The sequence below is a fragment of the Sphingomonas sp. Root710 genome (assembly GCF_001429065.1).
GTDB lineage: Bacteria > Pseudomonadota > Alphaproteobacteria > Sphingomonadales > Sphingomonadaceae > Rhizorhabdus.
This window is the reverse complement of sequence record NZ_LMIB01000017.1, coordinates 174,612-197,108: the sequence shown is the minus strand read 5'-3', so window position 1 is coordinate 197,108 and position 22,497 is coordinate 174,612. Positions and strand designations below refer to the sequence as shown.

The window sequence follows — 22,497 nt, the reverse complement described above, 5'->3', positions numbered from 1 at the left end:
TGAAGCCGACTGTATTGCGCGGGTAGGTAGGTCGCCCGTAACGAACTTCAATGCCCGACTTGACCTTTATTGCACGCGCGCGATGATCGCGCCACGGCCAACATGCGGAGGGAGCGGACCATGTTCAATGATTTCAAGGCCTTCATCAACAAGGGCAATGTCGTTGATCTCGCGGTCGCGGTGATCATCGGCGCGGCGTTCGGCAAGATCGTGTCCTCGCTGACCGACGATCTGATAATGCCGGTAATCGGCTATCTGACCGGCGGGCTCGATTTCTCCAGCCATTTCATCCGCCTCGGCGCGATCCCGGCCGACTTCAAGGGTTCGGTGACCAGCTATGCCGACCTGAAAAGCGCGGGCGTTCCGCTGCTCGGCTTCGGCCAGTTCATCACCGTCGCCGTTAACTTCCTGATCGTCGCCTTTGTGGTCTTCCTGATGGTTCGCGCGATCCAGAAGCTCGAGCGCAAGAAGAAGGAGGCCCCGGCCGCGCCGCCCGCACCGGCGGAGGAGGTGGTGCTGCTCCGCGAGATACTAGCCGAGCTGAAGAAGAAGGGCTGACCGGCCCTCTTCTTGTCGTCGTCCCGGACTTGATCCGGGATCCCGCTTCTTGGTTTCTGGCGGCGAGAAGATCAGCTGGATCCCGGATCAAGTCCGGGATGACGGTCAGGGCGCGTACACATCCCCCCTTCAAATCCGCTGCGCACACTCCTATATCAGTCGTGCCGGGTTCGCCCGGCTATGGTGATAAATGATGTCGCGGAATAGATGCAGCGGACCCGGGGGCAGTACCCGGCGGCTCCACCAGAAGGCCCGGAAACGGGTTTCCTGACGGGGCCGAACCAGGATCGACGTGTATTCAAAGGCGATGTTTTTGCCCGGCCTGAATGAGCCGTTAAACCGTTCGAACCTACAAGTGCTAACGATAACGAAGCACTCGCGATCGCCGCGTAACCTAGTCCTCACGGACAAAGTTACTAAGGCTTAGCGCGGTTCGGTCCGCACCGGGCAACAGAAGCGGAATCCGGCGGTCCGGGGAGCACCGAGCAACAGAAGCTCCCCACTTCTCTGAAAGTGCCCTCAGGCACCGGGCGGCGGACGTCCGTCCGCCTTGGCTACCTCGCTAGCGCTCGGACGCGCTTTTCGCGCTTGCCTCTTCGAACCTCTTTAAGTGGCCTGCCCCGAGTCCCTCACCCCAGCGAAGGCTGGGGTCTATGTCTCTCGCCCCCGCGGTGGAGCTTGGTTGGTGTGCGACGAACTGTCTTTGTTGCATAATACACTCTTGCCTGGACAAAATCCCGCTCTACTCTCCCGGCCATAACCCGCTCTGGGAGAAAGATTTCATGGATAGACGTCAATTCATCGGCTCGGCCGGTCTCGCCCTGCTCGCGGGCATGCTCCCGCGCGTCGCATCGGCCGCGGCTTCGGGCAATGCGGCGGATCAGGCGCTTGCCGCGCTGGTCGAGAAGCTGTGGGAACAGAAGCTCGACGAGAACCCCGAACTCGCCACCAACATGGGTCTCGACAAGGGCGCGCGCGCCGGACAGCGCAGCAAGCTCGGCCGCTACAGCAAGGCCGCCCAGGCGGAAAGCCTCGCGCGCGACAAGGCCGCGCTCGATCAACTGCGCGCGATCGACCGTGCCGCGCTCTCGCCGCAGGCGCGGCTCAATCATGACGTCGTCGTCTATATGTACGAGCAGGGCACCAAGGGCGGGACCAAATATCCCTATGGCTCCTCGGACGGCTATTATGTCCCCTATGCGATCAGCCAGATCAGCGGCCCCTATTCGGACATTCCCGATTTCCTCGATTCGCAGCATGTGATCGAGACGAAGGCCGACGCGGACGCCTATGTGTCTCGCCTCCACGAGTTCGCCCGCGTCCTCGACGAAAGCACCCGCTTCCAGCAGGACGATGTCCGCTACGGCGCCTTCGCCCCCGATTTCTGCCTCGATCTTGCCATGGGCCAGCTCAGGTCGCTGCGCGACAAGCCGGTCAAGGACATCATCCTCGTCGAATCGCTCGTCCGCCGCACGGCCGAGAAGAAGATCGCCGGCGACTGGGGCGCCATCGCCGAAAAGATCGTCGCGGGCGAGGTCTTCCCCGCGCTCGACCGGCAGATTTCACTTGTCGCGGGCCTGCGCAAGGCTGCGGTGCACGATGCCGGCGTCTGGCGCTTGCCCAAGGGCGACGAATATTATGCCGACGCGCTGATGAACGCGACGACGACGACGATGACGCCGGAGGAGGTTCACCAGCTCGGGCTCGAGCAGGTCGCCGACATCACGTCGCAGATTGACGCGATCCTGAAGAAACAGGGGATGACCAAGGGTAGCGTCGGCGAGCGGCTGACCGCGCTCAACCACGACCCGAAGCAGCTCTATCCCAACACCGACAAGGGCCGCGCCGATCTGATCGCCTATATCAATTCGGTCATCAAGGTGATTGACGCGAAACTGCCTCAGGCCTTCGCGACGCTCCCCAAGGCAAAGCTCGAGGTCAAGCGCGTCCCGCCCTTCATCCAGGACGGCGCGCCCAACGGCTATTATAACTCGGCCGCGCTCGATGGCTCGCGCGGCGCGATCTATTACATCAACCTCAAGGATACCTCAGATTGGCCGCGTTATGGCTTGCCGACCCTGACCTATCACGAGGGAACGCCCGGCCATCATCTCCAGATCAGTCTTGCGCAGGAGGCGAAGGACCTGCCGATGCTGCGCAAGGACGCTCCTTTCGGGGCCTATGTCGAGGGCTGGGCGCTTTATGCCGAACAGCTCGCCGACGAGCTCGGCGTCTATGCGAAGGACCCCCTCGGCCGCGCCGGCTTCCTGCAGAGCTTCCTGTTCCGGGCGATCCGCCTCGTCACCGACACCGGTATCCACTACAAGCGCTGGAGCCGCGAGAAGGCGACCGACTATATGGTCGAGGCGAGCGGCTTCGCCCGCCCGCGCACCCAGCGCGAGGTCGACCGCTACTGTATCTGGCCGGGGCAGGCATGCAGCTACAAGGTCGGCCATATGAGCTGGATCAAGGCGCGCGAGAAGGCGAAGGCGATCCAGGGCGCGAAGTTCGACCTCCGTCAGTTCCACCAGATTCTCCTCGATGGCGCGCTGCCGCTGACGATGCTCGAGCAACTGGTCGAGGAACGGGCGCGGGGCTGAGCCGAACGCTATCTAGCTTATGCTCGTCACCCCGGACTTGATCCGGGGTCCCGCTTCTTCCTTCTACGCGGATCAGAAAAGCGGGATCCCGGATCAAGTCCGGGATGACGGGTTGAGGGCGGGAGAGGGGCTTAACCGCCCACCCGTGACGCGCATACGCCCAATCCGCTCGACATCGCGGCGGCGTGCATATTAAGGACGGGCGCAGCGATCGCCTTCCGCTGACCCAGTGCAGCCGCGTCGGTTCGTTGCGGGAGTATATGGGTAAGATGATGAGGGCGGCGCGGCTTCTGTTCGATCGGACGGCGGTCCTGTTTCTGGGCGTCGCGGCGGGTGTGGCCATCGGCTATGCCTTCGGCGTGAAGCAGCAGGTCGAGGTCCCGGTCACGGCGGACGGGGCGCCGGTCGTCGCGCCCGGCGAACCCGGAACCGTCGAGGCCGCGGTGTCTCCCGACGGAAAGCCCGCCACGCCCGCGCCGGGCGGCCTGCCCGTTCAGCCGGCCATCGCCGAGAACCGTCCGATCCAGCCCGGCATCGTCAACGCGATCGCGGCGGGCCGCCCGGTGCGCGTCGGCGTGTTCGGCGACAGCTTCGGCGACGGCATCTGGTCCGCGCTCTACAACCAGCTCAGCCGCAAGGCGGGCTATCAGGTCATCAAATATAGCCAGCAGGCGACCGGCTTCACCCGCTACAAGACGCTCAATCTGGAAGAGCATGACCGCGCCCGCCTCGCGCCCGCGCCGGTCGATGTCGCGGTGATCTCCTTCGGTGCGAACGACATGATGGGAGTGGCCGACGGCGGCCATGTCTATGCGCTGCTGACACCGAAGTGGAAGGCGGCGATCGCCCGTCGCGTCACCTCCTATGTCGCCATGCTGCGCGCCCAGGGGGCGATCGTCTATTGGGTCGGCCTGCCCAAGATGCGCGAGGCCGCCTATGACGCCGACGTCGTGCGGATGAACGCCTTCTATCGCGATCTCATGGCTCAGCTCGGCGTCGCCTTCATCGAGACTGCGCCCTACAGCGTCGATGGCGATGGCCGCTATGCCGCCTATCTGCCCGACAGTAGCGGCAAGCCGATGCTGATGCGTGCCAATGACGGCATCCACATGTCGATGAACGGCTATATTCGTATCACCCGCGGCCTCGCGGGGCGTATCCGCAGCTATGTCGATCAGGCGCGTGCGCGCGCCGGGGGCGACGCGCCGCCGCCGCCCGTGGTCGCGCCCGCGCCGCTGGTCATGCCGCCGCCGGTCCGCCCCGCGCCGAAGAAGCAGCCCGACATCGAGGAACTTCTCGACAACGCCTTCGATGCCGAGAAGACCGAGAAGCCAGAGAAGCCCGTCAAGGCACCGCCACCGAAGCTTGAGGATCCGCTGCCACCCGCCAAGGGTGCGCCCGCCAGCCTGTTGCCGCCGGATATCGGCGGCGGTGAGGACCGCTGATGCTCGGCATGCTCGCGCTCGCCGCCGCGGCGACGGCGGCCCCGGTGGTTACCGCCGATTGCGCGGGCGCGCTGTGCGACTATGCGGTGCTGCGGCCCTGGTTCGACAAGCTCGCCTCGGCGCGCGACGGCAGCGGCAAGCCGGTCCATATCCTCCAGATCGGCGACAGCCACACCGCGGGCGACGCGATCACTGGCGCGTGGCGCGACATGCTTCAGGCGCGCTACGGCAGCGGCGGACGCGGGGTGATGCCGCCGGGCAAGCCGTTCCAAGGCTATAATCCGCGCGGCGTCAGCGTCGACATGTCGCCGGGCTGGGCGGTCTCGTCGATCTTCGGCCCGGGTTCGAAGGAGCCGCGCGGCAAGATCGGCCTCGCTGGGTTCAGCCTGACCTCCACTGCCGACGGCGCGCGGATCGGGATGACGACGTCGGCCACTCAGGCCTTCACCCGCTTCGTGCTGTGCGCGATGGCGGAGCCGGGCGCGGGCACCCTCGCCATCACCATCGGCGGCGCGACCGAGCGGATGGAACTCGGTGCGCTGATCTCCCGCCCCGAATGCAAGACGCTGACCTTCGATCGGCCGCAGCTCGCCGTCTCGGTCGTGGTCGAGGGCGGGCCGGTGACGATCACGAGCTGGGCCAGCTTCCGCGACATGGGCGGGGTGGCGCTGTCCAATGTCGGCGTGGTCGGCTCGCAGCTCGTCCATTTCGGCCGCAACGACGATTCGGTCGTGGCGGAGGAGCTGCGCAGCTACGATCCCGACCTGATCGTCCTCGCCTTCGGCACCAATGAAGGTTTCGCCCCCCGGATCAGCCCGCAGGAATATGAGATCACGCTGCGCAGCCAGATCGGCCGCATTCGCCGCCTTGCCGGGCGGGTGCCGATCCTGCTGCTCGGCGCGCCCGATGCGCTGACGCGGCGGGTCGAGCTGCTCAACAATGCGCCGACGGCGACACCCGCACCATGCATCGAGCCGGTCTCGCTGCCGCCGCTCGCCGCCGATCCCGCCCCCCCCGCGCAGGCCGATCCCGCCTCGGATGCCGCGGGGATCGAGGATGTCCTCGACGCGCTCGGACAGCGCGCGACCGTTTCGCGCGGCACCGCGCCCTTGCTGCCCGCTCCGGCGCAGACCCAGCCCGGCGCGCCGCGCATCGGTTGGGCGATCACCGCGCGGCCGCTGTTTCCGCCCGCGGGTCTCAAGGCGGTCCGCGAGGTCCAGCGCCGCGTCGCGCATCAGCTCCGCCTCGGCTTCTGGGACTGGGAGGCGCGGATGGGCGGGCGCTGCACCGCCGTAACATGGGTCAAGATGCCCCCGGTGCGGATGCGTGGCGACTATGTCCATTACAATAGCGCCGGAGCCCAGGAGATCGCCGCCCGTCTTCAGGCCGACGTCGAAGCCGCCGCCGGAGCCGGTGGCGGGTGGCGCTGGTGATGTTTTGTCGGTCGCTCCACCCGTCATTCCCGCGAAAGCGGGAATCCATGGACGGCGGCGCGCCCGATTTCGAGCGTTCCGTTACCGTGGATTCCCGCCTGCGCGGGAATGACGATGCGGTGGGAAATTAGCGCCCGATGCTCTTCCCCACCCTCGACTTCGGTCTCTTCTTCCTCGCCGCCTTCGCCCTCATCTGGGCGGTGTCGGCGAGCAACGAGTGGCGCAAGATCCTGCTGCTGCTGGCGAGCTGGGTCTTCTACGGCGCGTGGGACTGGCGCTTCGTCGCGCTGCTGATCGCGTCGGCGCTAATCAATTGGGGCGCCGCGCGGATCATCGACGCGGCGGAAACCCGTGGCACGCGCAAGGCGGTGGTGACGATCGGTATCATCGCCAATCTCGGCATTCTTGGCTTCTTCAAATATTATGACTTCTTCCTCGAACAGCTGGGCGTGTTGCTCGCCGATTTCGGCTTCGGGCGCGACATGCCGCTGCTGCAGATCGTCCTGCCCGTCGGCGTGTCCTTCTTCACCTTCCAGGGCATGTCCTATCTGATCGACGTCTACCGCAATCGCATCCGCTCCGAATCGCTGCTCGACATCACCCTGCTGATGTCCTTTTTCCCGCATCTCGTCGCGGGGCCGATCGTGCGCGGCGCGGACCTGCTGCCGCAATTCCGCCAGACGCCGAAAATCAACCGCGACATGGTGGCGATGGCGCTGCTGCTGATCGTCTGGGGCCTGTTCAAGAAGGCGGTGGTCGCCTCCGAACTCTCGGTCAATCTCGTCGACCCGGTCTTCTTCGACCCTTCGGCGCATTCGAGCCTCGATCTGCTGCTCGCCGCCTATGGCTATGCGGTCCAGATCTACTGTGACTTTTCGGCCTATAGCGACATGGCGATCGGCATCGCCGCCTTGTTCGGCTATCGCTTCCCGCGCAACTTCAACCAGCCCTATCGCGCCGCCTCGATGCAGGATTTCTGGCGGCGCTGGCACATCAGCCTGTCGAGCTGGCTGCGCGACTATCTCTACATCGGTCTCGGCGGCAATCGCGGCGGCCTGTTCATGCAGTGCCGCAACATCATGCTGACGATGCTGCTCGGCGGTTTCTGGCATGGCGCGAAATGGACCTTCCTGATCTGGGGCGGCATCCATGGCGGCGTGCAGGTGGTTGAGACGTTGTGGCGCAAGGCCGGGCTGCCGGGCCTGCCGAAGCTGCTCGCCATCCTCGTCACCTTCCACATCGTCACCTTCGGCTGGATATTCTTCCGCGCGGAGAGCTTCGACGCGGCGATCGCCTATCTGTCGGGCATCGGCCTCGGCGACTGGAGCAACGGCATGACCACGCCGCTGCTGGCGGGGCTCATCATCCTCGGCATGGCCTTCCACTTCACGCCGCCGCTGCTGGCCCAGAGCATAGCGTTGCGCCTTCGCCTGCTGCCTGCGCCGGTGCTGGGCGTGCTCGTCGGCGCGGCGATCATCCTGATCGACGCGATGCGCTATGAAGGGGTCGCGCCCTTCATCTACTATCAGTTCTGACGGAGACGCCCGCGATGAAGGAGCATGAACCGGCCTCGCCCGTCGATCTTCCCGAGCCGCCGATCGAACACCGCGCCTTCCTCTGGACCGCGACGACGATCGTCACGGCGGCGCTGCTGCTGCTCTTTGCCAATGCCGGGACGCTGGCCGCCTGGGTCGACGAGAAGCCGGTGTCGGAGGTCCAGCAGCGGGCGTCGGCGGCGGCTGGCGGATGGAAGGCGGCTATGGACGCAACCGGCCTCACCGCCCCGCGCGATGCGCTCCACGCCCGCTGGAAGCAACTCCAGGCGATCCGCTTCGGAACTGAGGCCCCTGCGACGGGCCAATAAGTCCTTCGAGACGGGTCTTCGCCTTCGCTCAGCCCCTCCTCAGGATGAGCGGTTATCCTTATCCCAAATCCGCTGATCCTGAGGAGCCGCTGAGCTTGGCGAAGCGGCGTCTCGAAGGACGCTACGCCACCACCTCCGCCACCACCGCGCCCAGCGCCGTCGCCGCATCCCCAGGCGCAAGCCGCACCTGCAAGCCGCGCTGGCCGCCGTTGATATAGACCAGCGCTTCGTCCATCGCGCCGGCCTCCATAACGACCGGTACGCGTTTCTTCTGACCGAAGGGGCTGATCCCGCCGACGACGAAACCGGTCATCCGTTCGGCATCGGCGGGCTTCATCATCTGCGCCGATTTCGCGCCCAGCGCGGCGGCGGCCTTCTTCATCGAAAGCTCGCGATCGGACGGGATCACCGCGCAGGCGGGCTTGCCGTCGATCTCGATCATCAGCGTCTTGAGCACCCGCGACGGGTCTTCGCCCAGCGCTTCGGCAGCCTGCAGGCCCACCCGCTCGCCGCCAGGCGCATAGTCATAGCTGTGGACGCTGTGCGCGACCTTGGCCTGGGTCAGGAATTGCGTAGCGCGGGTGGTCTTGGACATGGCCGCGATTAATCACGCCTGCCGGAAAAGCGAAAGCCCCGGCGCGATGGCCGGGGCTTTCACGAAAAACGGCAGTTGTCGCTTACCGGTAGAAGACGTGATCGCCGACCATCGAGATACGCTCGCGCGTCCGGAAGAAGCGGTTCGGCGTCTGGTACGCGGCGTGATAGAATACCGCGCCGGGGACGACCTGCTCGGCATTGCCGGCCATCGCCTGACGCGAGACCTCGACCGCGGTCGCCCAGCGGGCCGACGTGCGGCTTGGATTGTAGGATGCGGTGCGGAAGAACTGGCCCGGCTGATTGACCACTTCGCAGACCGATTCGCCGAAGCGATCCTGGCCGACGCGGTTCATGATCAGCTGCGCGACCGCGAGCTGGCCGCTGCGCGGCTGATTGGCGGCTTCGTGCATGACGACCTTGGCCATGCATTCGAGCTGCTTGTCGAGCTGGGAAGAGGAGGCGACGGCCTCCTTGAACATCACCTGATCGATACCGTCATCGACGACCCGGTCGTCGGCGGTGATCTGGGCGGTCATTTCGTAGGCGAGCGTCGGTTCGGACGTCGGAATAGCCGCAAAGCCCATAGCTCCCGTCGCCGCGGCGATGATCATCGCGGCAATCATGAGCGGATGTTGAGCCAATTTGGCGGACATTCAGTACTCCATCAGATGCGCAAAAGCCCACGCTCGCCCAAACCTCAAAACACAGGGCGAGGTGTTCATTCACGACTTGTCGGCAGGGGGCGGATAAGCAACGTCGTGCCCCAGACGACCAATTTCGAGGCTCCCTTGGCCGGGCGGGCGGCGAGAGTCAACGAAAGCACGACGAATCGTTTCGTCGGCAGGATGGAGTGAGGAACCCCATATCTTGTGTTTTTGTGCAGCTGCTAACGCTACCGGCCTTATCTTTGCCACGAAGCTGTTGTGTTATTGCAATAATCCGGGGCCAAAGGGGCGACCTTGTGCGGCCCCGCTGGCGGCGGCGGCCGAACCGCGCGATAACCGGATCGGGGACGGGATGAACGGCGGAGCGAATCGATGCAGGAGGATGTGACCGGCGGGGGGGAGCGGCCCGCTGTTGCCGCCGCGCCGTCCGTCTCTGCGTCCTCCGAATCCGCCCGCTCCGGTCCCGCCGCCACCCCCGGCGCTGCCGATGCCGCCGCGTCCGCGCCGGTCGTCGACGCCCTGCGCGTCTCGATGGCGAGCCAGGCCGAGATGGCCTATCGCCGCGATCGCCTGCTCGCCTGGCTGGCGCTGACTGCGGGCGCGGGAATTATCCTCGCCATCCCCTTCGCGCTGCATGCGGGGTCGGAGTTCTTCCTGCCGGTGACGATCGCGCTGGTGATCGCGGTGGCGCTGGTGCCGCTGCTCGAATGGCTCGAGCGGCGCGGCCTGCCCTCGCCGATGGCGGCGCTCTTGTGCGTGCTGTTGTTCCTGGGCCTCGCCAACGCGGCGATCGCCTCGGTGATCGTCCCCGCGACCGAATGGTTCGCGCGGCTGCCCTCGCGCATCCGGCTGATCCGCAAGAATCTGTCGCCGCTGATCGACATCTATTCCTCGTTCGAACGATTTGTCGACGAGACGATGGGGTCGCTCCTGCGCAACAGCGCCGCGCGCGGCCGCACCGTGACGATCCAGCAGCCCAACTCGCTGTTCGACTATGTCGCAACCTCGGCCCCGCACGCGCTGGTGCAGATGCTGTTCGCGACGCTGGTCGTCTATTTCTTCCTGTCGAGCTGGACGCGGATGCGGCGGCGGACGATCACCAACCGGGGCAGCTTCTCCAGCGCGATGACCACCGCGCGGGTGATTCAGGAGATGGTCGACCGCACCTCGGCCTATCTGGCGACGATCACCGCGGTGAACATCGGCATGGGCATCCTCGTCTCGCTGATGCTGTGGTTCGCGGAGATGCCGAGCCCGATCATGTGGGGCGGCCTCGTCGCGATCCTCAACTATGTCCCCTATTTTGGGCCGATCCTGGCGGCCGGGCTGCTCGCTGTCGGCGGGCTGATGACCTTTTCCGATCTCGGCTATGCGCTGGTGCCGGCGTCACTGTTCATCGCGGTGCATCTGGTCGAAGCCAATGTGCTGACGCCGATGCTGGTCGGGCGGCGGCTGACGATCAACCCGCTGCTGATCCTGGTCGCGTTGAGCTTCTGGAGCTGGGTGTGGGGCACGGCGGGGGCGCTGCTGGCGGTGCCGCTGCTGATCATCCTCACCACCGTCCTCGATGCGGCGGGGCGGCCCGACATCGCCGGATTCCTGTTCGCCGAAGGCACCTTTACCAACACCCATGAGGATGAAGAGGCGGCGCTTCCGCCCGAGCTCAGAAAATGATTCCAGATTGATGCCGCACTGTGTTGACAGGGGGTCGGGCCTCCACTAGTTGCCCGCCCCACGACGCGTTCGTACGCGGGTGTAGCTCAGTTGGTTAGAGCGCCGGCCTGTCACGCCGGAGGTCGCGGGTTCGAGCCCCGTCACTCGCGCCACCTTTCGAAAATCGATGGATTTCTGAAGGTGGCGCTTCTGCCCGAGCAGCCCCCCATCCTCTCGCGATTGCGACCATCGGCTTAGGTTTCCGCGCGAAACGCTGTATTTGTCCTAATTACCTGGCAACCTTGCTCTGTTACTTTGCACCGAAATGGAGTTTCTTTCGGCGCGCTGCGGGAGCCTGGTTTTTGAGCCTTTTACGTAAACTTCTGCGTGGACGCCGCCGTCGGGCGGCGGAGATCATGAAGGAGCGGCTGCCCGACGGCACCTATATCGAACTGGTCCAGTCGCTGTTCGGGCTCGCGCTGCCCGCGGTGATCATGACGATCTGCTTCGCCGGCACCGGCGCTTATATTCTCGCGCGCAGCGGCGATATGCTGCTCCAGATCTTCTACATACTTGGCCTCGCCGCCTCGGCGGTCCGGCTCGTCACGCTGTTCGGCAATCGCGGGCGGGTTCGCGCGCCGGCACTGGGCGTGAATGTCGCGCGCGCGATCGAACTGCAATTCGGCCTCGCCTATATCGCTTTCGCCGCCGCCTTCGGCGCCTTCTCGGCCTGGGCCTATGCGACCTCGGACACCGACGTCCGGATGCTGCTGGTGGCGCTGATCTTCGGCTATGGCGCCGGGGTCGCGTCGACGGTGTCGCTGCGGCTGTGGATCAGCATCACCGCGATCCTGATCGCGATCGTGCCGACGATCCTGGTCAGCCTGTTCCACGCCGGCGGCGCGCATCGCGGCACCGGCATCCTCACCGTCCTGTTCCTCGCGGGCGGCGTCCTGTCGATGTTTCAGCGCTATCGCGATACCGCGGCGCAGATATCGATGCGCCGCCTGATGGAGACGCTTGCGCGCCAGGACGACCTCACCGGCCTGCCCAACCGTCTCGTCCTGCGCGAGCGCTTCGAACAGCTTGCCGCGCGCTCGGATGGGTCTGAGCTGATCGCGGTCCATTGCGTCGACATCAACCAGCTCGATCCGGTCAACGAGATGTACGGCCATATGGCGGGGGACGCTCTGCTCAAGGCGGTCGCGCAGCGGCTGCGCCGCGTCGTGCGCGGCGACAACCTGGTGATCCACCTCAACGGCGACGATTTCGTCGTCGTCCAGCCCAACATGGCCGATGCCGCCGAAGCCGAGGCGCTCGCGCACCAGATCGTCGCGACGCTCGACAAGAGCTACGCCGTGGCGGGTGAGGACATCATCATCACCGCGAATATCGGCTATGCGATCGACCTGCAGCTGGGCGCCGAACTCGAACGCCTTCTTGGCGGTGCAGAGCGCGCGCTGACCAGCGGCAAGCGCCATGCCAGCGGCGTGTCGGCCTATGCGGGATCGGGGCGCGCCGCCTGAGCGGGGCCGGCCACGCGCCGGCTTTCCGCATGATCGACCAGGCGGGTGGAAAGATCCGCATAATAGGCGCCGATTTCGGCCAGATCAACCTGCGGGAGGCGCGGCGCCGTCTCCCCTGACGGCGCGATTCCGACGGACAGCCGCCGCGCAGCAAAGACACGCCGCAACGCCGCCTTCTGCATCGACATCTCTCTAAGCAGGCCGTGGTCATCGGCTTTTCCGCCGAGCAGGTCGGGATAGGATGACAGCTTGCGGGCGGCGTCGCACCCTCGCCGGAATGCGCGTAATTCCGGCCCGTGCAGTCCTCCGCCCGCGGCGAGCTCGTTGAGCAGCACGTTCAGGAACCGGTCCAGCTCGCGCAGGGCATTGGCGAGCATCATGGCGTGGCGCGCGGCCGATGATGCGTCCGCTTGTCCGAAGATGGCGGCGCGGCCTTGCAGGAAGGCTGTGCCGCGCGTCATCGTGTCGATCGCCGCGGCGAGCCTGCGAACCTTGCCGGCGGATATGGCGCTGCCGGGCGTCACGCCGTCAGTGGCGCGGGCGGATCGGCATCCGCTCGACCGCGCCCGACAGCACTTTCTTGCCATAGGCGCGGGTGATCACCGCGGCGTCGTGAGCGTTGCGCAGCACGACGCGCGTTCCGCCGGACAGCAGCGGTTCGATCACGCTGATCGCGGCGGTGTGCCTGGCGCACATGTCGGTGACGTCCTGCAGCGTTGCGTTGACATTGATGGCACGGGACATTGTGAGGGAACTCCTGCACGGCGCGATCGTGCCTGCCGGGATTGGCCGGCGCACCTTAGGCGCGGCGAACCCTTTTGTCCGTATTTATTTCCTCGCCAGCTACTTTTTCCAAATCAAAACCCAAATAATGCTTCTGCGGCTGCTATAAACCTATAGAAGAAATCTTTGGCGGCGGTCGTAATTTTAGCGTTGGTTGACTTTTGTGGCAGAAACGCTAATTTAATAGGGCTAACGTCGCCTGCGACGGATTTTGAGGCTCTGCAAGAAGCCGATCTCTCCCTTTCACGCCACTGGCCTTCCGGACATGTCGCCGGGAGAAATATTTTCCGTGAAAGGACGACTAAATGCTCACGGGCGTCGTCAAATTTTTCAATGCCGACAAGGGCTATGGTTTCATCGCGGCCGAGGATGGCTCGGGCGACAGCTTCGTCCACATCACCGCCGTCGAGCGTGCGGGCATGTCGACCCTCCAGAAGGAACAGCGCGTCCAATATGATCTGGAAACCGATCGCCGCGGCAAGCAGTCGGCCTGCAACCTGCAGCCGGCCTGATCATGGCCAAGGAGGACCTGATGGTCCTCGATGGCACGATCGACGAGATACTTCCCGACGGGCGCTTCGGCGTCACGCTGGAAAATGCTCATCGAATCATCGCCTATACCGCCGGGAAGATGCGGCGTTTCCGCATCCGCTCGGTGGTCGGCGATCGCGTGCAGGTCGAGATGACCCCCTATGACCTCGACAAGGGCCGGATCATCTTCCGCGAACGGACCCCGGGCGCTTCGCCCGGCGGCATGCGTCGCGGCGGATTCCGGCGCTGATTTTTATAACAGAAGATAAGGCGCGCCACGATTGGGCGCGCCGGGAATAGCATGAATCATAATTTCAATAGCCGTAATATCGTATCCCAATCCCTCCAAATCGACCGGCGTATCGCCACCCCGCGTCCAGCGGTCCTGTCACGCCGTGAACTGCGCCGTATCGTCGCCGAGATGCTCGGCTGACGTCGCGCCCCCGGACGGTCTTCACGTCATCGCCCGCACCGCGCTGGATATCGCACCGCCCTCGATCGTCAGCTGATTGAACGACGGCGGCGTAGCGCGGGTGCGGTGCGACAATGTGCCCGCGCCGATTACCCGGATCGGCTTTCCGCCGGCGTCGATCACACTGTCGAACGGGTCGTGGACATGGCCGCTCAGCACCACGTCCGCGCCTGCTGCTGCGAGTTGCGACAGCGCCTCAGCGCCGCCCAACGTGCGCCCGCGCGATCTTATGCCGTCGCGGTCGGTCAGCGGATGGTGGCAGGCGACGATGACGATCCGGTCATCGGGCGTCGCGTCGAGATGGGCGATCGTCCGGCGCAGGCTGCCGCCGCTCACGACCCCCCACGACCAGTTGAGCCGCCACTGGAAGCGCGCGGTCGTCTTCAGCGGCACCAGCGACAGGCCCGGCAGCGACAGAGGCCGCTCCAGATTGGCCTCGATCCGGCGGAAATGCCGATAGGGCCGCATGAAGCGTGTAAGCGGATTCCAGGGCAGGTCGTGATTGCCCGGCTCGATCGTCAGCGGCACGGCCAGGCTTTCCAGCCACGCGCCCGCCGCCTCGAACTCTTGCCGCCGCGCCCGCATCGTCAGGTCGCCGGTGACGATCACCGCATCGGGCCGCTCCGCCGCCACGGCGGCTGCGAACCAGCGCAGCGCGGTTTCGTCGGCACAACCGAAATGCAGGTCGCTGACATGGAACAGGCGGATCATGCGGGATCAACGCGTGGCGCCGCCGGAAGCTTCATCGCCCGCCGATCGGCGGGGCGGCCGCATTATTTCGTATAAGCCTTGATCAGGTCGTACAGATAATCGCGCCCGACATAGACCGACCGCACCTCGATCCGTTCGTTCAACCCATGCGCACCATTGCCGTCGGGATCGAACCAGGGCCCGGGCACCCCATAGGTCGGGATGCCGGCCGCGCCCAGGAAGGTCGCGTCGGTATAGCCGGTCGCCATCGACGGGACGAGCGGTACGCCCGGGAAATAGCGTTTCGCCAGCGCCGTCATCGGGCCGACCACCGCCGGGTCGAGCGGCGGCGCGGGCGGCGTCGGGCGGACGGGGGGCAGGGCAGTGATGCCGACGCCGGGATCGCCGATAACCCGCGCCAGTTCCGTCCCGGTCTCCTCGATCGAGTGCCCGGGAAAGATCCGGCAATTGACGTTGGCGCGCGCCCGCTGGGGCAAGGCGTTGGCGGCATGGCCCGCATCGAGCAGCGTCGCGACGCAGGTCGTCCGCAGCATCGAATGATAGCCGCGGTCGCCGTTCAGCACCGCTTCGGCGGCGCGGTCGCCGGGATTGGCGGCGATCGCCACCATCGCTCGCCCCATCGCATCGCCACGCGTCTTGCCCGCGCCCGCGAAATAGGCGCGCGTCGTGTCGTTGAGCTCCAGCGGAAACTCATGCTCGTCGATCTTGGTCAGCGCCCGCGCCAGCTGATAGATCGCATTGTCGCGCACCGGCACCGACGAATGGCCGCCTGCATTGCGCGTCTCCAGCCGGAAATTGACGAAGGTCTTCTCGCCGACCTGCACCTCCTGCGAGACCAGCGTGCCCTTGCCATCGCTGTTGCCGCCGCCGCCCTCGTTCAGCGCGAACGCCGCGTCGATCAGGCCACGGCGATTCTCGCTCAGCCACTGCGCGCCGTTGAACGCCCCATTGGTCTCCTCGCCACAGGTCAGCGCGACCTTCACGGCGCGCTTCGGCTTGTACCCTGTCTCCTTGAAGCGGATCAGCGCATCGACCCAGATCGCCGCCAGCGCCTTGGTGTCGGCGGTCCCGCGCGCGTAGAAATAGCCGTCCTCCTCGACCAGCGCGAACGGATCGCGCGTCCAGTCCTCGCGCTTCGCCTCGACCACGTCGATATGCGCCAGCAGCAGGATCGGGTTCGCCGTCGTCGAGCCGCCCGGATAGACCGCGACCAGCCCGCCCTCCTTCGGATGCGCCGGGTCCGCGAACAGCGTCAGCTGGTCGTCGGCAAACCCCGCCCCCTTCAGCCGCGCCGCCATCCGTTCCGCCGCCAGCGTACAGCTGCCGGACGACAGGGTGGTGTTGGTCTCGACCAGCTCCTTGAACAGCACGCGGAACTTCGCCTGATCGGGCCGCAGCGGCGGCTCGGCGGCAACGGCCTGCCCGGTTAGCGCCAGCGCGGCGACGAGTCCCGTGATGAATGCCCGCATGTCGGCTCCCCGGATGACGGGCGTGGCGTGCCCTCTGCGCGCATCATGCCGGTCGTGGACCGCCGCGTCCATGGCATGCCCGATTGCGGCCCTGCGGCGCTTGCGGCAGACTGGCACGGACTCTCGGGGGAAGGACCGACATGCGATTGATACATCTCTTCGGCGCGGCGCTGGCACTGTGCCTGATCGCGCCTGCCCCGACGCTGGCCGAAAGCCCGGAGACGGTCATCGCCGCGCTGAGGAATCAGAATAATGCGGCCATCGCCGCCCATGATCTCGATCAGATCGGCGCGATCTATTCCGACGATGCCGCCTTCGTCTGGAGCGATGGCAGCTACAGCATCGGCAAGTCGGGCGTCCGCGGCATCTTCGCGAAGCACTTCGCCGATCCGGCCTGGACCTCGGTCGTCTTCGTTCGCACGCCGGACCGGATATTGCTCAACGCCACGGCGGACCGCGCCTATGAAAGCGGCACCTGGACCGGCACGAAGCAGGGCCCCGCCGGTACGCTGCACTATGGGGGCTCCTATGCGGCGCATTGGCGGAAGGAGCCGTCCGGCTGGCAGGCGCGCGGCGAACTCTACGTCAAACTCCACTGCGAAGGCCGCGCTTGCACACCTTAGGATGCGCGGGGCGGTTAGGGCGTGTGTGGACGGACGATACGCCTCAGTTCGCGTCCATCGCATTCCGGCGCGATGGCAGCTCTGGCCGCGGTGACAAATCGCACTTTGCGCAGCCGTTGCATGGCATGTGCCATCCCGGGGGGGGGGGGGGGGAGCGGTTTGGCGGCTCCCGATGTAGGTCGGCTCAAAGCGGACGTTCCGACTCCAAACTAACGCCTTCGCCCTCGGCAACGTTTTAATTATCTCGCTGTGTCGCCTTGGTGGATAGCCACCATACTACGCCAATTGCGACGGCCCCGATTGTCGACCAAAAGCCAACTATCCACACCGACAGGGGCTCGCCCGTGAGCGATATGATCCCGAATATCTCAACGGCAGCCACGATGGCCCAAGCAATGAGATAGGTTGGCAAATCGAAGTCAGCCCACCGCCCTGATCCGAACCAGGCTCGAAACAGAAACGCGAGGCCGGGAACCGCCACGATGGCCATCAGCCAGAGTACGAGTAACATGAGCATCCGCGGTTCCCGTGAAAGTATCAACGTAGAGAATAGGACGTTTGTTGAGGACGGCAACCGGGCGCCGTCCGCGGTCCGATATGGCGCAAAATGTTCGGATGGGGTGGAATGCGATCTGTCTGACTTGAGCTGCGTCCGGTGGTAATTGGTCATTTAACGAGATAGGGCCAGCGAATGGCGAAACTTCACCAAACGGTAACGACGCTTCGGCTCTTCGGTGATGAACTTGATCCGGATGAAATTACCGCTCGCCTCGGTTGCGTACCCACGGTTGGCGCTAGGAAAGGCGCTGTATGGCTCACAAAAGGCGGCACCGAAAAGGTAGCTCGCACTGGATTTTGGCGATTGGAGGTCAAGGATAAGCAGCCGGGCGATCTTGATGCTCAAGTCGTAGAATTGCTCGCGCTTTGCAGCGACGACCTTACTGTATGGGCGGATTTTACAGCCCGGTTTACGGTTGACATCTTTTGTGGCCTGTTCATGGAAGAAAGTAATGAGGGGATTACTGTATCGGCGAAAACCATGGAAAACCTAGGCCTTCGTAACATTTCTCTCGATCTTGATATTTACGGCCAGACATCGCCCGACTGAATGTCCGCAAACAGGAGATTGCGTGCCTTAGCCCTACGGCGAAGATTAGATCGCAAGCCTCCGTTTAATTAACCGTCCCATCATGGCCGACCGACCAAAACAAAAACCCCGCCGGATCGCTCCGGCGGGGTCTTGTTCGTCATGATCCCCGGCGCCGAAGCGCCGCGTCTCACTCCTCGTTCAGGTAATCGCCGGCGTCCTCGTCGGTGCCGTGGGTCTCGCCCACCACCGCCGCGAGCACGTCGTCGCCGGTGTCGGCTTCGACCGGCTGGCGCAGTTCGGCCGCATGCTCTTCGGCGGCGCTCGCCGGGGCGATCAGCGACTCCTGCCAGTTGCGCTGCGCTGCCCGGAGAGCAGCGTCGCGGCTGGTGGCGGTCACCCGCAGGCGGCTCATGCCGGCGCCGGTGCCCGCCGGGATCAGGCGGCCGACGATGACATTCTCCTTGAGGCCGTTCAGCGTGTCGACCTTGCCCTGCACCGACGCGTCGGTGAGCACGCGGGTCGTCTCCTGGAACGACGCGGCCGAGATGAACGAGCGGGTCTGCAGCGACGCCTTGGTGATCCCGAGCAGGATCGGCTTGCCCGCCGCGATCGCCCGGCCTTCGGCTTCCGCCTTGGCGTTGATCTCGTCCATTTCCTCGCGGTCCACCTGCTCGCCGGGAAGCAGGGTGGTATCGCCGCCGTCGGTGATCTCGACCTTCTGCAGCATCTGGCGAACGATCGTCTCGATGTGCTTGTCGTTGATCTTCACGCCCTGGAGTCTATAGACTTCCTGGATTTCCGACACGAGATATTCGGCGAGGGGCTCGATGCCGAGCACTTCGAGAATATCATGCGGATCGGGCGAACCGCCGATCAGGTTGTCGCCGCGCTTGACATAGTCGCCTTCCTGCACGTCGATGACCTTCGACTTCGGCACCAGATACTCGACCGCATCGCTGCCATCGTCCGGACGGATGATGATCTTGCGCTTGGCCTTGTAGTCCTTGCCGAACTCGACGCGGCCCGAGACCTTCGCGATGATCGCGTTTTCCTTGGGCTTGCGCGCTTCGAACAGCTCTGCGACGCGCGGCAGACCGCCGGTGATGTCGCGGGTCTTGGCCGACTCGCGGCTGACGCGGGCGAGAACCTCGCCAGCCTGCACCGTCTGTCCGTCCTCGACCGAGAGCATCGCGCCCGGCGCCAGCATGTAGCGCGCGGTTTCGCCCGATGCGTCGTCGAGCAGCGTCAGGCGCGGACGGAGGTCTTCCTTCCGGCTGGTGGCGCGATACTCGATGACGACCTTCTGGCTGATGCCGGTCGCTTCGTCGGTCTGCTCGGTGAGCGTCTGGTTGTCGATCAGGTCCTGATACTTCACCGTGCCGCCGGTCTCGGTGATCACCGGCATGGTGAACGGATCCCACTCGGCCAGGCGGTCGCCCTTGCTCACCTTCGCGCCGTCGTCGACGAGGAGGTGCGCACCGTAGGGCAGCCGATGGGTCGAACGCTCGCGGCCTTCGCTGTCGATGATCGCGACTTCGCCCGAACGGCTGAGCGAAACACGGCGGCCGCGCGGATCGGTGATGATCCGCAGGTCGCGATATTCGATCGTCCCGTCGGCGATCGATTCGAGGTTCGACTGCTCGTTGAGCTGCGCCGCGCCGCCGATGTGGAAGGTCCGCATCGTCAGCTGGGTGCCCGGCTCGCCGATCGACTGCGCCGCGATGACGCCGACGGCTTCGCCGATGTTCACCGGAGTGCCGCGGGCCAGGTCACGGCCATAGCAGGCCGCGCAGACGCCGCCCTTGGATTCGCAGACCAGCGGGCTGCGGATCTTGACGCCCTGGATGCCGATCGCCTCGATCGCGGCGACCATCGGCTCGTCGAGCAGCGTGCCCTCGGCGATGAGGACCTCGTTGGTCTTGGAGTCGACGATATCCTCGGCCGTGGTGCGGCCCAGGATACGCTCGCCCAGCGATGCGATGGTCGCGCCACCCTGGACGATCGCCTTCATGTCGAGCGCGCGGTCGGTGCCGCAATCGACTTCGACGACGACGCAATCCTGCGACACGTCGACCAGACGGCGGGTGAGGTAACCCGAGTTCGCCGTCTTGAGCGCGGTGTCGGCCAGACCCTTGCGGGCGCCGTGGGTCGAGTTGAAATATTCAAGGACGGTCAGGCCTTCCTTGAAGTTCGAGATGATCGGGGTCTCGATGATCTCGCCCGACGGCTTGGCCATCAGGCCGCGCATGCCGGCGAGCTGCTTGATCTGCGCGGCGCTACCACGGGCACCGGAGTGCGCCATCATGTAGATCGCGTTGATCGGCTTCTCGCGGCCGTCGTCGCCCTTCTTGACCGCCGAGATTTCCTTCATCATCTCGGCCGCCACGCGGTCGCCGCAACGCGACCAGGCGTCGATCACCTTGTTGTACTTCTCCTGCTGCGTGATCAGGCCGTCCTGATATTGCTGCTCGAAGTCCTTCACCAGGGCGCGGGTCTCCTCGACCAGCGGCTCCTTGGCGTCGGGGATGATCATGTCGTCCTTGCCGAACGAGATGCCGGCCTGGAACGCGTGGCGGAAGCCCAGCGCCATGATCGCGTCGGCGAACAGCACCGTCTCCTTCTGGCCGGTGTGGCGATAGACGATGTCGATGACGTCGCCGATCTCCTTCTTGGTCAGCAGGCGGTTGACCGTCTCGAACGGAACCTTGTGGCTCTTCGGCAGCGTCTCGCCGAGCAGCATGCGGCCCGGCGTCGTCTCGACGCGCTTCATATACTGGTTGCCGTCCTCGTCGGTCTGCGGAACGCGGCTGACGATCTTGGTGTGCAGCGTCACCGCCTTGGCGGCGAGCGCCTGGTGGACTTCCTGCATGTCGGCGATCAGCGAGCCTTCGCCCGGCTCGCCTTCCTTGAGCATCGACAGATAATAGAGGCCCAGCACCATGTCCTGCGACGGCACGATGATCGGCTTGCCGTTCGCGGGCGACAGGATGTTGTTGGTCGACATCATCAGGACGCGCGCTTCCAGCTGCGCTTCAAGCGACAGCGGAACGTGCACGGCCATCTGGTCGCCGTCGAAGTCGGCGTTGAACGCCGAGCAGACCAGCGGGTGCAGCTGGATCGCCTTGCCTTCGATCAGCACCGGCTCGAACGCCTGGATGCCGAGGCGGTGGAGCGTCGGCGCGCGGTTCAGCAGCACCGGATGCTCGCGGATCACCTCGTCGAGGATGTCCCAGACTTCCTTGCGCTCCTTCTCGACCCACTTCTTCGCCTGCTTCAGGGTCATCGAGAGACCCTTGGCGTCCAGACGGGCGTAGATGAACGGCTTGAACAGCTCGAGCGCCATCTTCTTCGGCAGGCCGCACTGGTGCAGCTTGAGCTCCGGACCGGTCACGATGACCGAACGGCCCGAATAGTCGACGCGCTTGCCGAGCAGATTCTGGCGGAAGCGGCCCTGCTTGCCCTTGAGCATGTCGGACAGCGACTTGAGCGGACGCTTGTTCGCGCCGGTGATCGTGCGGCCGCGGCGGCCATTGTCGAACAGCGCGTCGACCGATTCCTGCAGCATGCGCTTTTCGTTGCGGACGATGATGTCCGGCGCGCGCAGCTCCATCAGCCGCTTCAGGCGGTTGTTACGGTTGATCACGCGGCGATAGAGATCGTTGAGATCCGACGTCGCGAAGCGGCCGCCGTCGAGCGGGACCAGCGGGCGCAGATCCGGCGGAATGACGGGAACGACCTCGAGGATCATCCACTCCGGGCGGTTGCCCGATTCCAGGAAGCTCTCGACGACCTTCAGGCGCTTGATGATCTTCTTGGGCTTCAGCTCCGACTTGGTCTCGGCCAGCTCCTTGAGAAGCTCTTCCTTCTCGCCTTCGAGGTCGAGTTCCTCGAGCATGCGGCGCACCGCTTCGGCGCCGATACCGGCGGAGAAGGCGTCCTCGCCATATTCGTCCTGCGCCTCGAGCAGTTCATCCTCGGTGAGCAGCTGGAACTTCTCCAGCGGGGTCAGGCCCGGCTCGATGACGATATAGGCTTCGAAGTACAGCACGCGCTCGAGCTGCTTGAGCTGCATGTCGAGCAGCAGGCCGATGCGCGACGGAAGCGACTTCAGGAACCAGATGTGCGCGACCGGGGCGGCAAGCTCGATATGGCCCATCCGCTCGCGGCGGACCTTCGAGACGGTGACCTCGACGCCGCACTTTTCGCAGACGATGCCCTTGTACTTCATCCGCTTGTACTTGCCGCACAGGCACTCATAATCCTTGATCGGACCGAAGATGCGCGCGCAGAACAGGCCGTCACGCTCGGGCTTGAACGTGCGGTAGTTGATCGTTTCCGGCTTCTTGATCTCGCCGAAGGACCAGCTGCGGATACGCTCCGGGCTGGCGATGCCGATCTGGATCTGGTCGAAGGTCTCGGGCTTCGCGACCGGATTGGCGAAATTGGTCAGTTCGTTCATGTCTCAGTCCCTCTGAAG

Annotated in this window: 19 protein-coding genes, 1 tRNA gene and 1 other RNA gene; 14 read left to right on the top strand and 7 right to left on the bottom strand. The window is 65.1% G+C overall.

The genetic code is table 11. From position 1 onward, the window contains the following. The first annotated feature begins 120 nt into the window (after positions 1–120). From mscL to ASE00_RS20355, 7 genes are all read left to right on the top strand, one after another. A complete protein-coding gene (gene mscL, locus ASE00_RS20380; RefSeq protein WP_056383558.1) occupies positions 121–558 on the top strand; it encodes a large conductance mechanosensitive channel protein MscL in 438 nt (145 codons plus the stop codon). 124 nt (positions 559–682) lie between these two features. Beyond that, positions 683–1,024, top strand: a transfer-messenger RNA (tmRNA) gene (gene ssrA, locus ASE00_RS23145). A 316-nt stretch (positions 1,025–1,340) separates the two neighbouring features. After that, positions 1,341–3,158 (top strand): DUF885 domain-containing protein, encoded by a 1,818-nt coding sequence (locus ASE00_RS20375; RefSeq protein ID WP_056383557.1) that lies wholly within the window; start codon positions 1,341–1,343, stop codon positions 3,156–3,158. A gap of 185 nt (positions 3,159–3,343) precedes the next feature. Further along, on the top strand, positions 3,344–4,603 hold the full coding sequence (locus ASE00_RS20370; RefSeq protein ID WP_235538770.1) for a DUF459 domain-containing protein: 1,260 nt from the start codon (positions 3,344–3,346) through the stop codon (positions 4,601–4,603). After that, entirely contained in the window at positions 4,603–6,036 is a 1,434-nt protein-coding gene (locus ASE00_RS20365; RefSeq protein WP_056383556.1) for a GDSL family lipase, read from the top strand. The genes ASE00_RS20370 and ASE00_RS20365 overlap by 1 nt, the downstream gene beginning before the upstream one ends. A gap of 137 nt (positions 6,037–6,173) precedes the next feature. Beyond that, on the top strand, positions 6,174–7,571 hold the full coding sequence (locus tag ASE00_RS20360) for an MBOAT family O-acyltransferase (protein WP_056383555.1): 1,398 nt from the start codon (positions 6,174–6,176) through the stop codon (positions 7,569–7,571). Positions 7,572–7,585: 14 nt separating this feature from the next. Then, positions 7,586–7,900 carry a hypothetical protein gene (locus ASE00_RS20355; protein ID WP_056383554.1) on the top strand — a complete coding sequence of 105 codons (315 nt, stop codon included), beginning with the start codon at positions 7,586–7,588 and terminating at the stop codon, positions 7,898–7,900. Positions 7,901–8,021: 121 nt separating this feature from the next. On the opposite strand, the gene ybaK is transcribed toward ASE00_RS20355, so the two are convergent. Together ybaK and ASE00_RS20345 are read right to left on the bottom strand one after the other, a co-directional pair. Further along, entirely contained in the window at positions 8,022–8,495 is a 474-nt protein-coding gene (gene ybaK, locus ASE00_RS20350) for a Cys-tRNA(Pro) deacylase (RefSeq protein ID WP_056383553.1), read from the bottom strand. A gap of 82 nt (positions 8,496–8,577) precedes the next feature. Further along, positions 8,578–9,150: a cell wall hydrolase gene (locus tag ASE00_RS20345; RefSeq protein WP_082594868.1), complete on the bottom strand. Its 573-nt coding sequence runs from the start codon at positions 9,148–9,150 to the stop codon at positions 8,578–8,580. Between the two features lie 543 nt (positions 9,151–9,693). On the opposite strand from ASE00_RS20345, the gene ASE00_RS20340 reads away from it, so the two are divergent. The 3 genes from ASE00_RS20340 to ASE00_RS20330 all read left to right on the top strand — a co-directional run bounded on the left by ASE00_RS20340 (position 9,694) and on the right by ASE00_RS20330 (position 12,341). After that, a complete protein-coding gene (locus ASE00_RS20340; RefSeq protein ID WP_056383630.1) occupies positions 9,694–10,836 on the top strand; it encodes an AI-2E family transporter in 1,143 nt (380 codons plus the stop codon). A gap of 75 nt (positions 10,837–10,911) precedes the next feature. Then, positions 10,912–10,988 (top strand) — tRNA-Asp (locus ASE00_RS20335). A gap of 189 nt (positions 10,989–11,177) precedes the next feature. After that, positions 11,178–12,341: a GGDEF domain-containing protein gene (locus ASE00_RS20330; protein ID WP_235538769.1), complete on the top strand. Its 1,164-nt coding sequence runs from the start codon at positions 11,178–11,180 to the stop codon at positions 12,339–12,341. Here ASE00_RS20330 and ASE00_RS20325 read toward each other — a convergent pair. Further along, on the bottom strand, positions 12,314–12,865 hold the full coding sequence (locus ASE00_RS20325; protein ID WP_056383551.1) for a hypothetical protein: 552 nt from the start codon (positions 12,863–12,865) through the stop codon (positions 12,314–12,316). The genes ASE00_RS20330 and ASE00_RS20325 overlap by 28 nt on opposite strands. A gap of 4 nt (positions 12,866–12,869) precedes the next feature. After that, complete coding sequence (locus tag ASE00_RS20320) at positions 12,870–13,085, bottom strand: hypothetical protein (RefSeq protein ID WP_056383550.1); 216 nt, start codon at positions 13,083–13,085, stop codon at positions 12,870–12,872. A 344-nt stretch (positions 13,086–13,429) separates the two neighbouring features. Between ASE00_RS20320 and ASE00_RS20315 the strand changes: the two genes are divergently transcribed. Beyond that, complete coding sequence (locus tag ASE00_RS20315) at positions 13,430–13,636, top strand: cold-shock protein (RefSeq protein WP_056383549.1); 207 nt, start codon at positions 13,430–13,432, stop codon at positions 13,634–13,636. Between the two features lie 2 nt (positions 13,637–13,638). Continuing rightward, the gene (gene infA, locus ASE00_RS20310) at positions 13,639–13,905 is read left to right on the top strand and encodes a translation initiation factor IF-1 (protein WP_056383548.1); all 267 of its coding nucleotides are present in this window, start codon (positions 13,639–13,641) and stop codon (positions 13,903–13,905) included. Between the two features lie 204 nt (positions 13,906–14,109). Here the strand turns inward: infA and ASE00_RS20305 are convergent, their stop codons facing one another. Continuing rightward, complete coding sequence (locus tag ASE00_RS20305) at positions 14,110–14,838, bottom strand: metallophosphoesterase family protein (protein WP_056383547.1); 729 nt, start codon at positions 14,836–14,838, stop codon at positions 14,110–14,112. A gap of 62 nt (positions 14,839–14,900) precedes the next feature. Continuing rightward, positions 14,901–16,307 (bottom strand): M20/M25/M40 family metallo-hydrolase, encoded by a 1,407-nt coding sequence (locus tag ASE00_RS20300; protein WP_056383629.1) that lies wholly within the window; start codon positions 16,305–16,307, stop codon positions 14,901–14,903. A gap of 140 nt (positions 16,308–16,447) precedes the next feature. Between ASE00_RS20300 and ASE00_RS20295 the strand changes: the two genes are divergently transcribed. Together ASE00_RS20295 and ASE00_RS23140 are read left to right on the top strand one after the other, a co-directional pair. Continuing rightward, entirely contained in the window at positions 16,448–16,930 is a 483-nt protein-coding gene (locus tag ASE00_RS20295) for a YybH family protein (RefSeq protein WP_082594867.1), read from the top strand. A 691-nt stretch (positions 16,931–17,621) separates the two neighbouring features. Further along, on the top strand, positions 17,622–18,038 hold the full coding sequence (locus tag ASE00_RS23140) for a DUF4279 domain-containing protein (RefSeq protein WP_082594866.1): 417 nt from the start codon (positions 17,622–17,624) through the stop codon (positions 18,036–18,038). Between the two features lie 169 nt (positions 18,039–18,207). Here ASE00_RS23140 and rpoC read toward each other — a convergent pair whose 3' ends face one another. Next, the gene (gene rpoC / locus ASE00_RS20280; protein WP_056383543.1) at positions 18,208–22,479 is read right to left on the bottom strand and encodes a DNA-directed RNA polymerase subunit beta'; all 4,272 of its coding nucleotides are present in this window, start codon (positions 22,477–22,479) and stop codon (positions 18,208–18,210) included. Positions 22,480–22,497 lie beyond the last annotated feature (18 nt).

Excerpts from the sequence above, each read along its gene's own strand:
- mscL (WP_056383558.1), top strand. The coding sequence starts at position 121 with ATGTTCAATGATTTCAAGGCCTTCATCAACAAGGGCAATGTCGTTGAT.
- ASE00_RS20375 (WP_056383557.1), top strand. The coding sequence starts at position 1,341 with ATGGATAGACGTCAATTCATCGGCTCGGCCGGTCTCGCCCTGCTCGCG.
- ASE00_RS20365 (WP_056383556.1), top strand. The coding sequence starts at position 4,603 with ATGCTCGGCATGCTCGCGCTCGCCGCCGCGGCGACGGCGGCCCCGGTG.
- ASE00_RS20360 (WP_056383555.1), top strand. The coding sequence starts at position 6,174 with ATGCTCTTCCCCACCCTCGACTTCGGTCTCTTCTTCCTCGCCGCCTTC.
- ASE00_RS20355 (WP_056383554.1), top strand. The coding sequence starts at position 7,586 with ATGAAGGAGCATGAACCGGCCTCGCCCGTCGATCTTCCCGAGCCGCCG.
- ybaK (WP_056383553.1), bottom strand. The coding sequence starts at position 8,495 with ATGTCCAAGACCACCCGCGCTACGCAATTCCTGACCCAGGCCAAGGTC.
- ASE00_RS20345 (WP_082594868.1), bottom strand. The coding sequence starts at position 9,150 with ATGTCCGCCAAATTGGCTCAACATCCGCTCATGATTGCCGCGATGATC.
- ASE00_RS20340 (WP_056383630.1), top strand. The coding sequence starts at position 9,694 with ATGGCGAGCCAGGCCGAGATGGCCTATCGCCGCGATCGCCTGCTCGCC.
- ASE00_RS20320 (WP_056383550.1), bottom strand. The coding sequence starts at position 13,085 with ATGTCCCGTGCCATCAATGTCAACGCAACGCTGCAGGACGTCACCGAC.
- ASE00_RS20315 (WP_056383549.1), top strand. The coding sequence starts at position 13,430 with ATGCTCACGGGCGTCGTCAAATTTTTCAATGCCGACAAGGGCTATGGT.
- infA (WP_056383548.1), top strand. The coding sequence starts at position 13,639 with ATGGCCAAGGAGGACCTGATGGTCCTCGATGGCACGATCGACGAGATA.
- ASE00_RS20305 (WP_056383547.1), bottom strand. The coding sequence starts at position 14,838 with ATGATCCGCCTGTTCCATGTCAGCGACCTGCATTTCGGTTGTGCCGAC.
- ASE00_RS20300 (WP_056383629.1), bottom strand. The coding sequence starts at position 16,307 with ATGCGGGCATTCATCACGGGACTCGTCGCCGCGCTGGCGCTAACCGGG.
- ASE00_RS20295 (WP_082594867.1), top strand. The coding sequence starts at position 16,448 with ATGCGATTGATACATCTCTTCGGCGCGGCGCTGGCACTGTGCCTGATC.
- ASE00_RS23140 (WP_082594866.1), top strand. The coding sequence starts at position 17,622 with ATGGCGAAACTTCACCAAACGGTAACGACGCTTCGGCTCTTCGGTGAT.
- rpoC (WP_056383543.1), bottom strand. The coding sequence starts at position 22,479 with ATGAACGAACTGACCAATTTCGCCAATCCGGTCGCGAAGCCCGAGACC.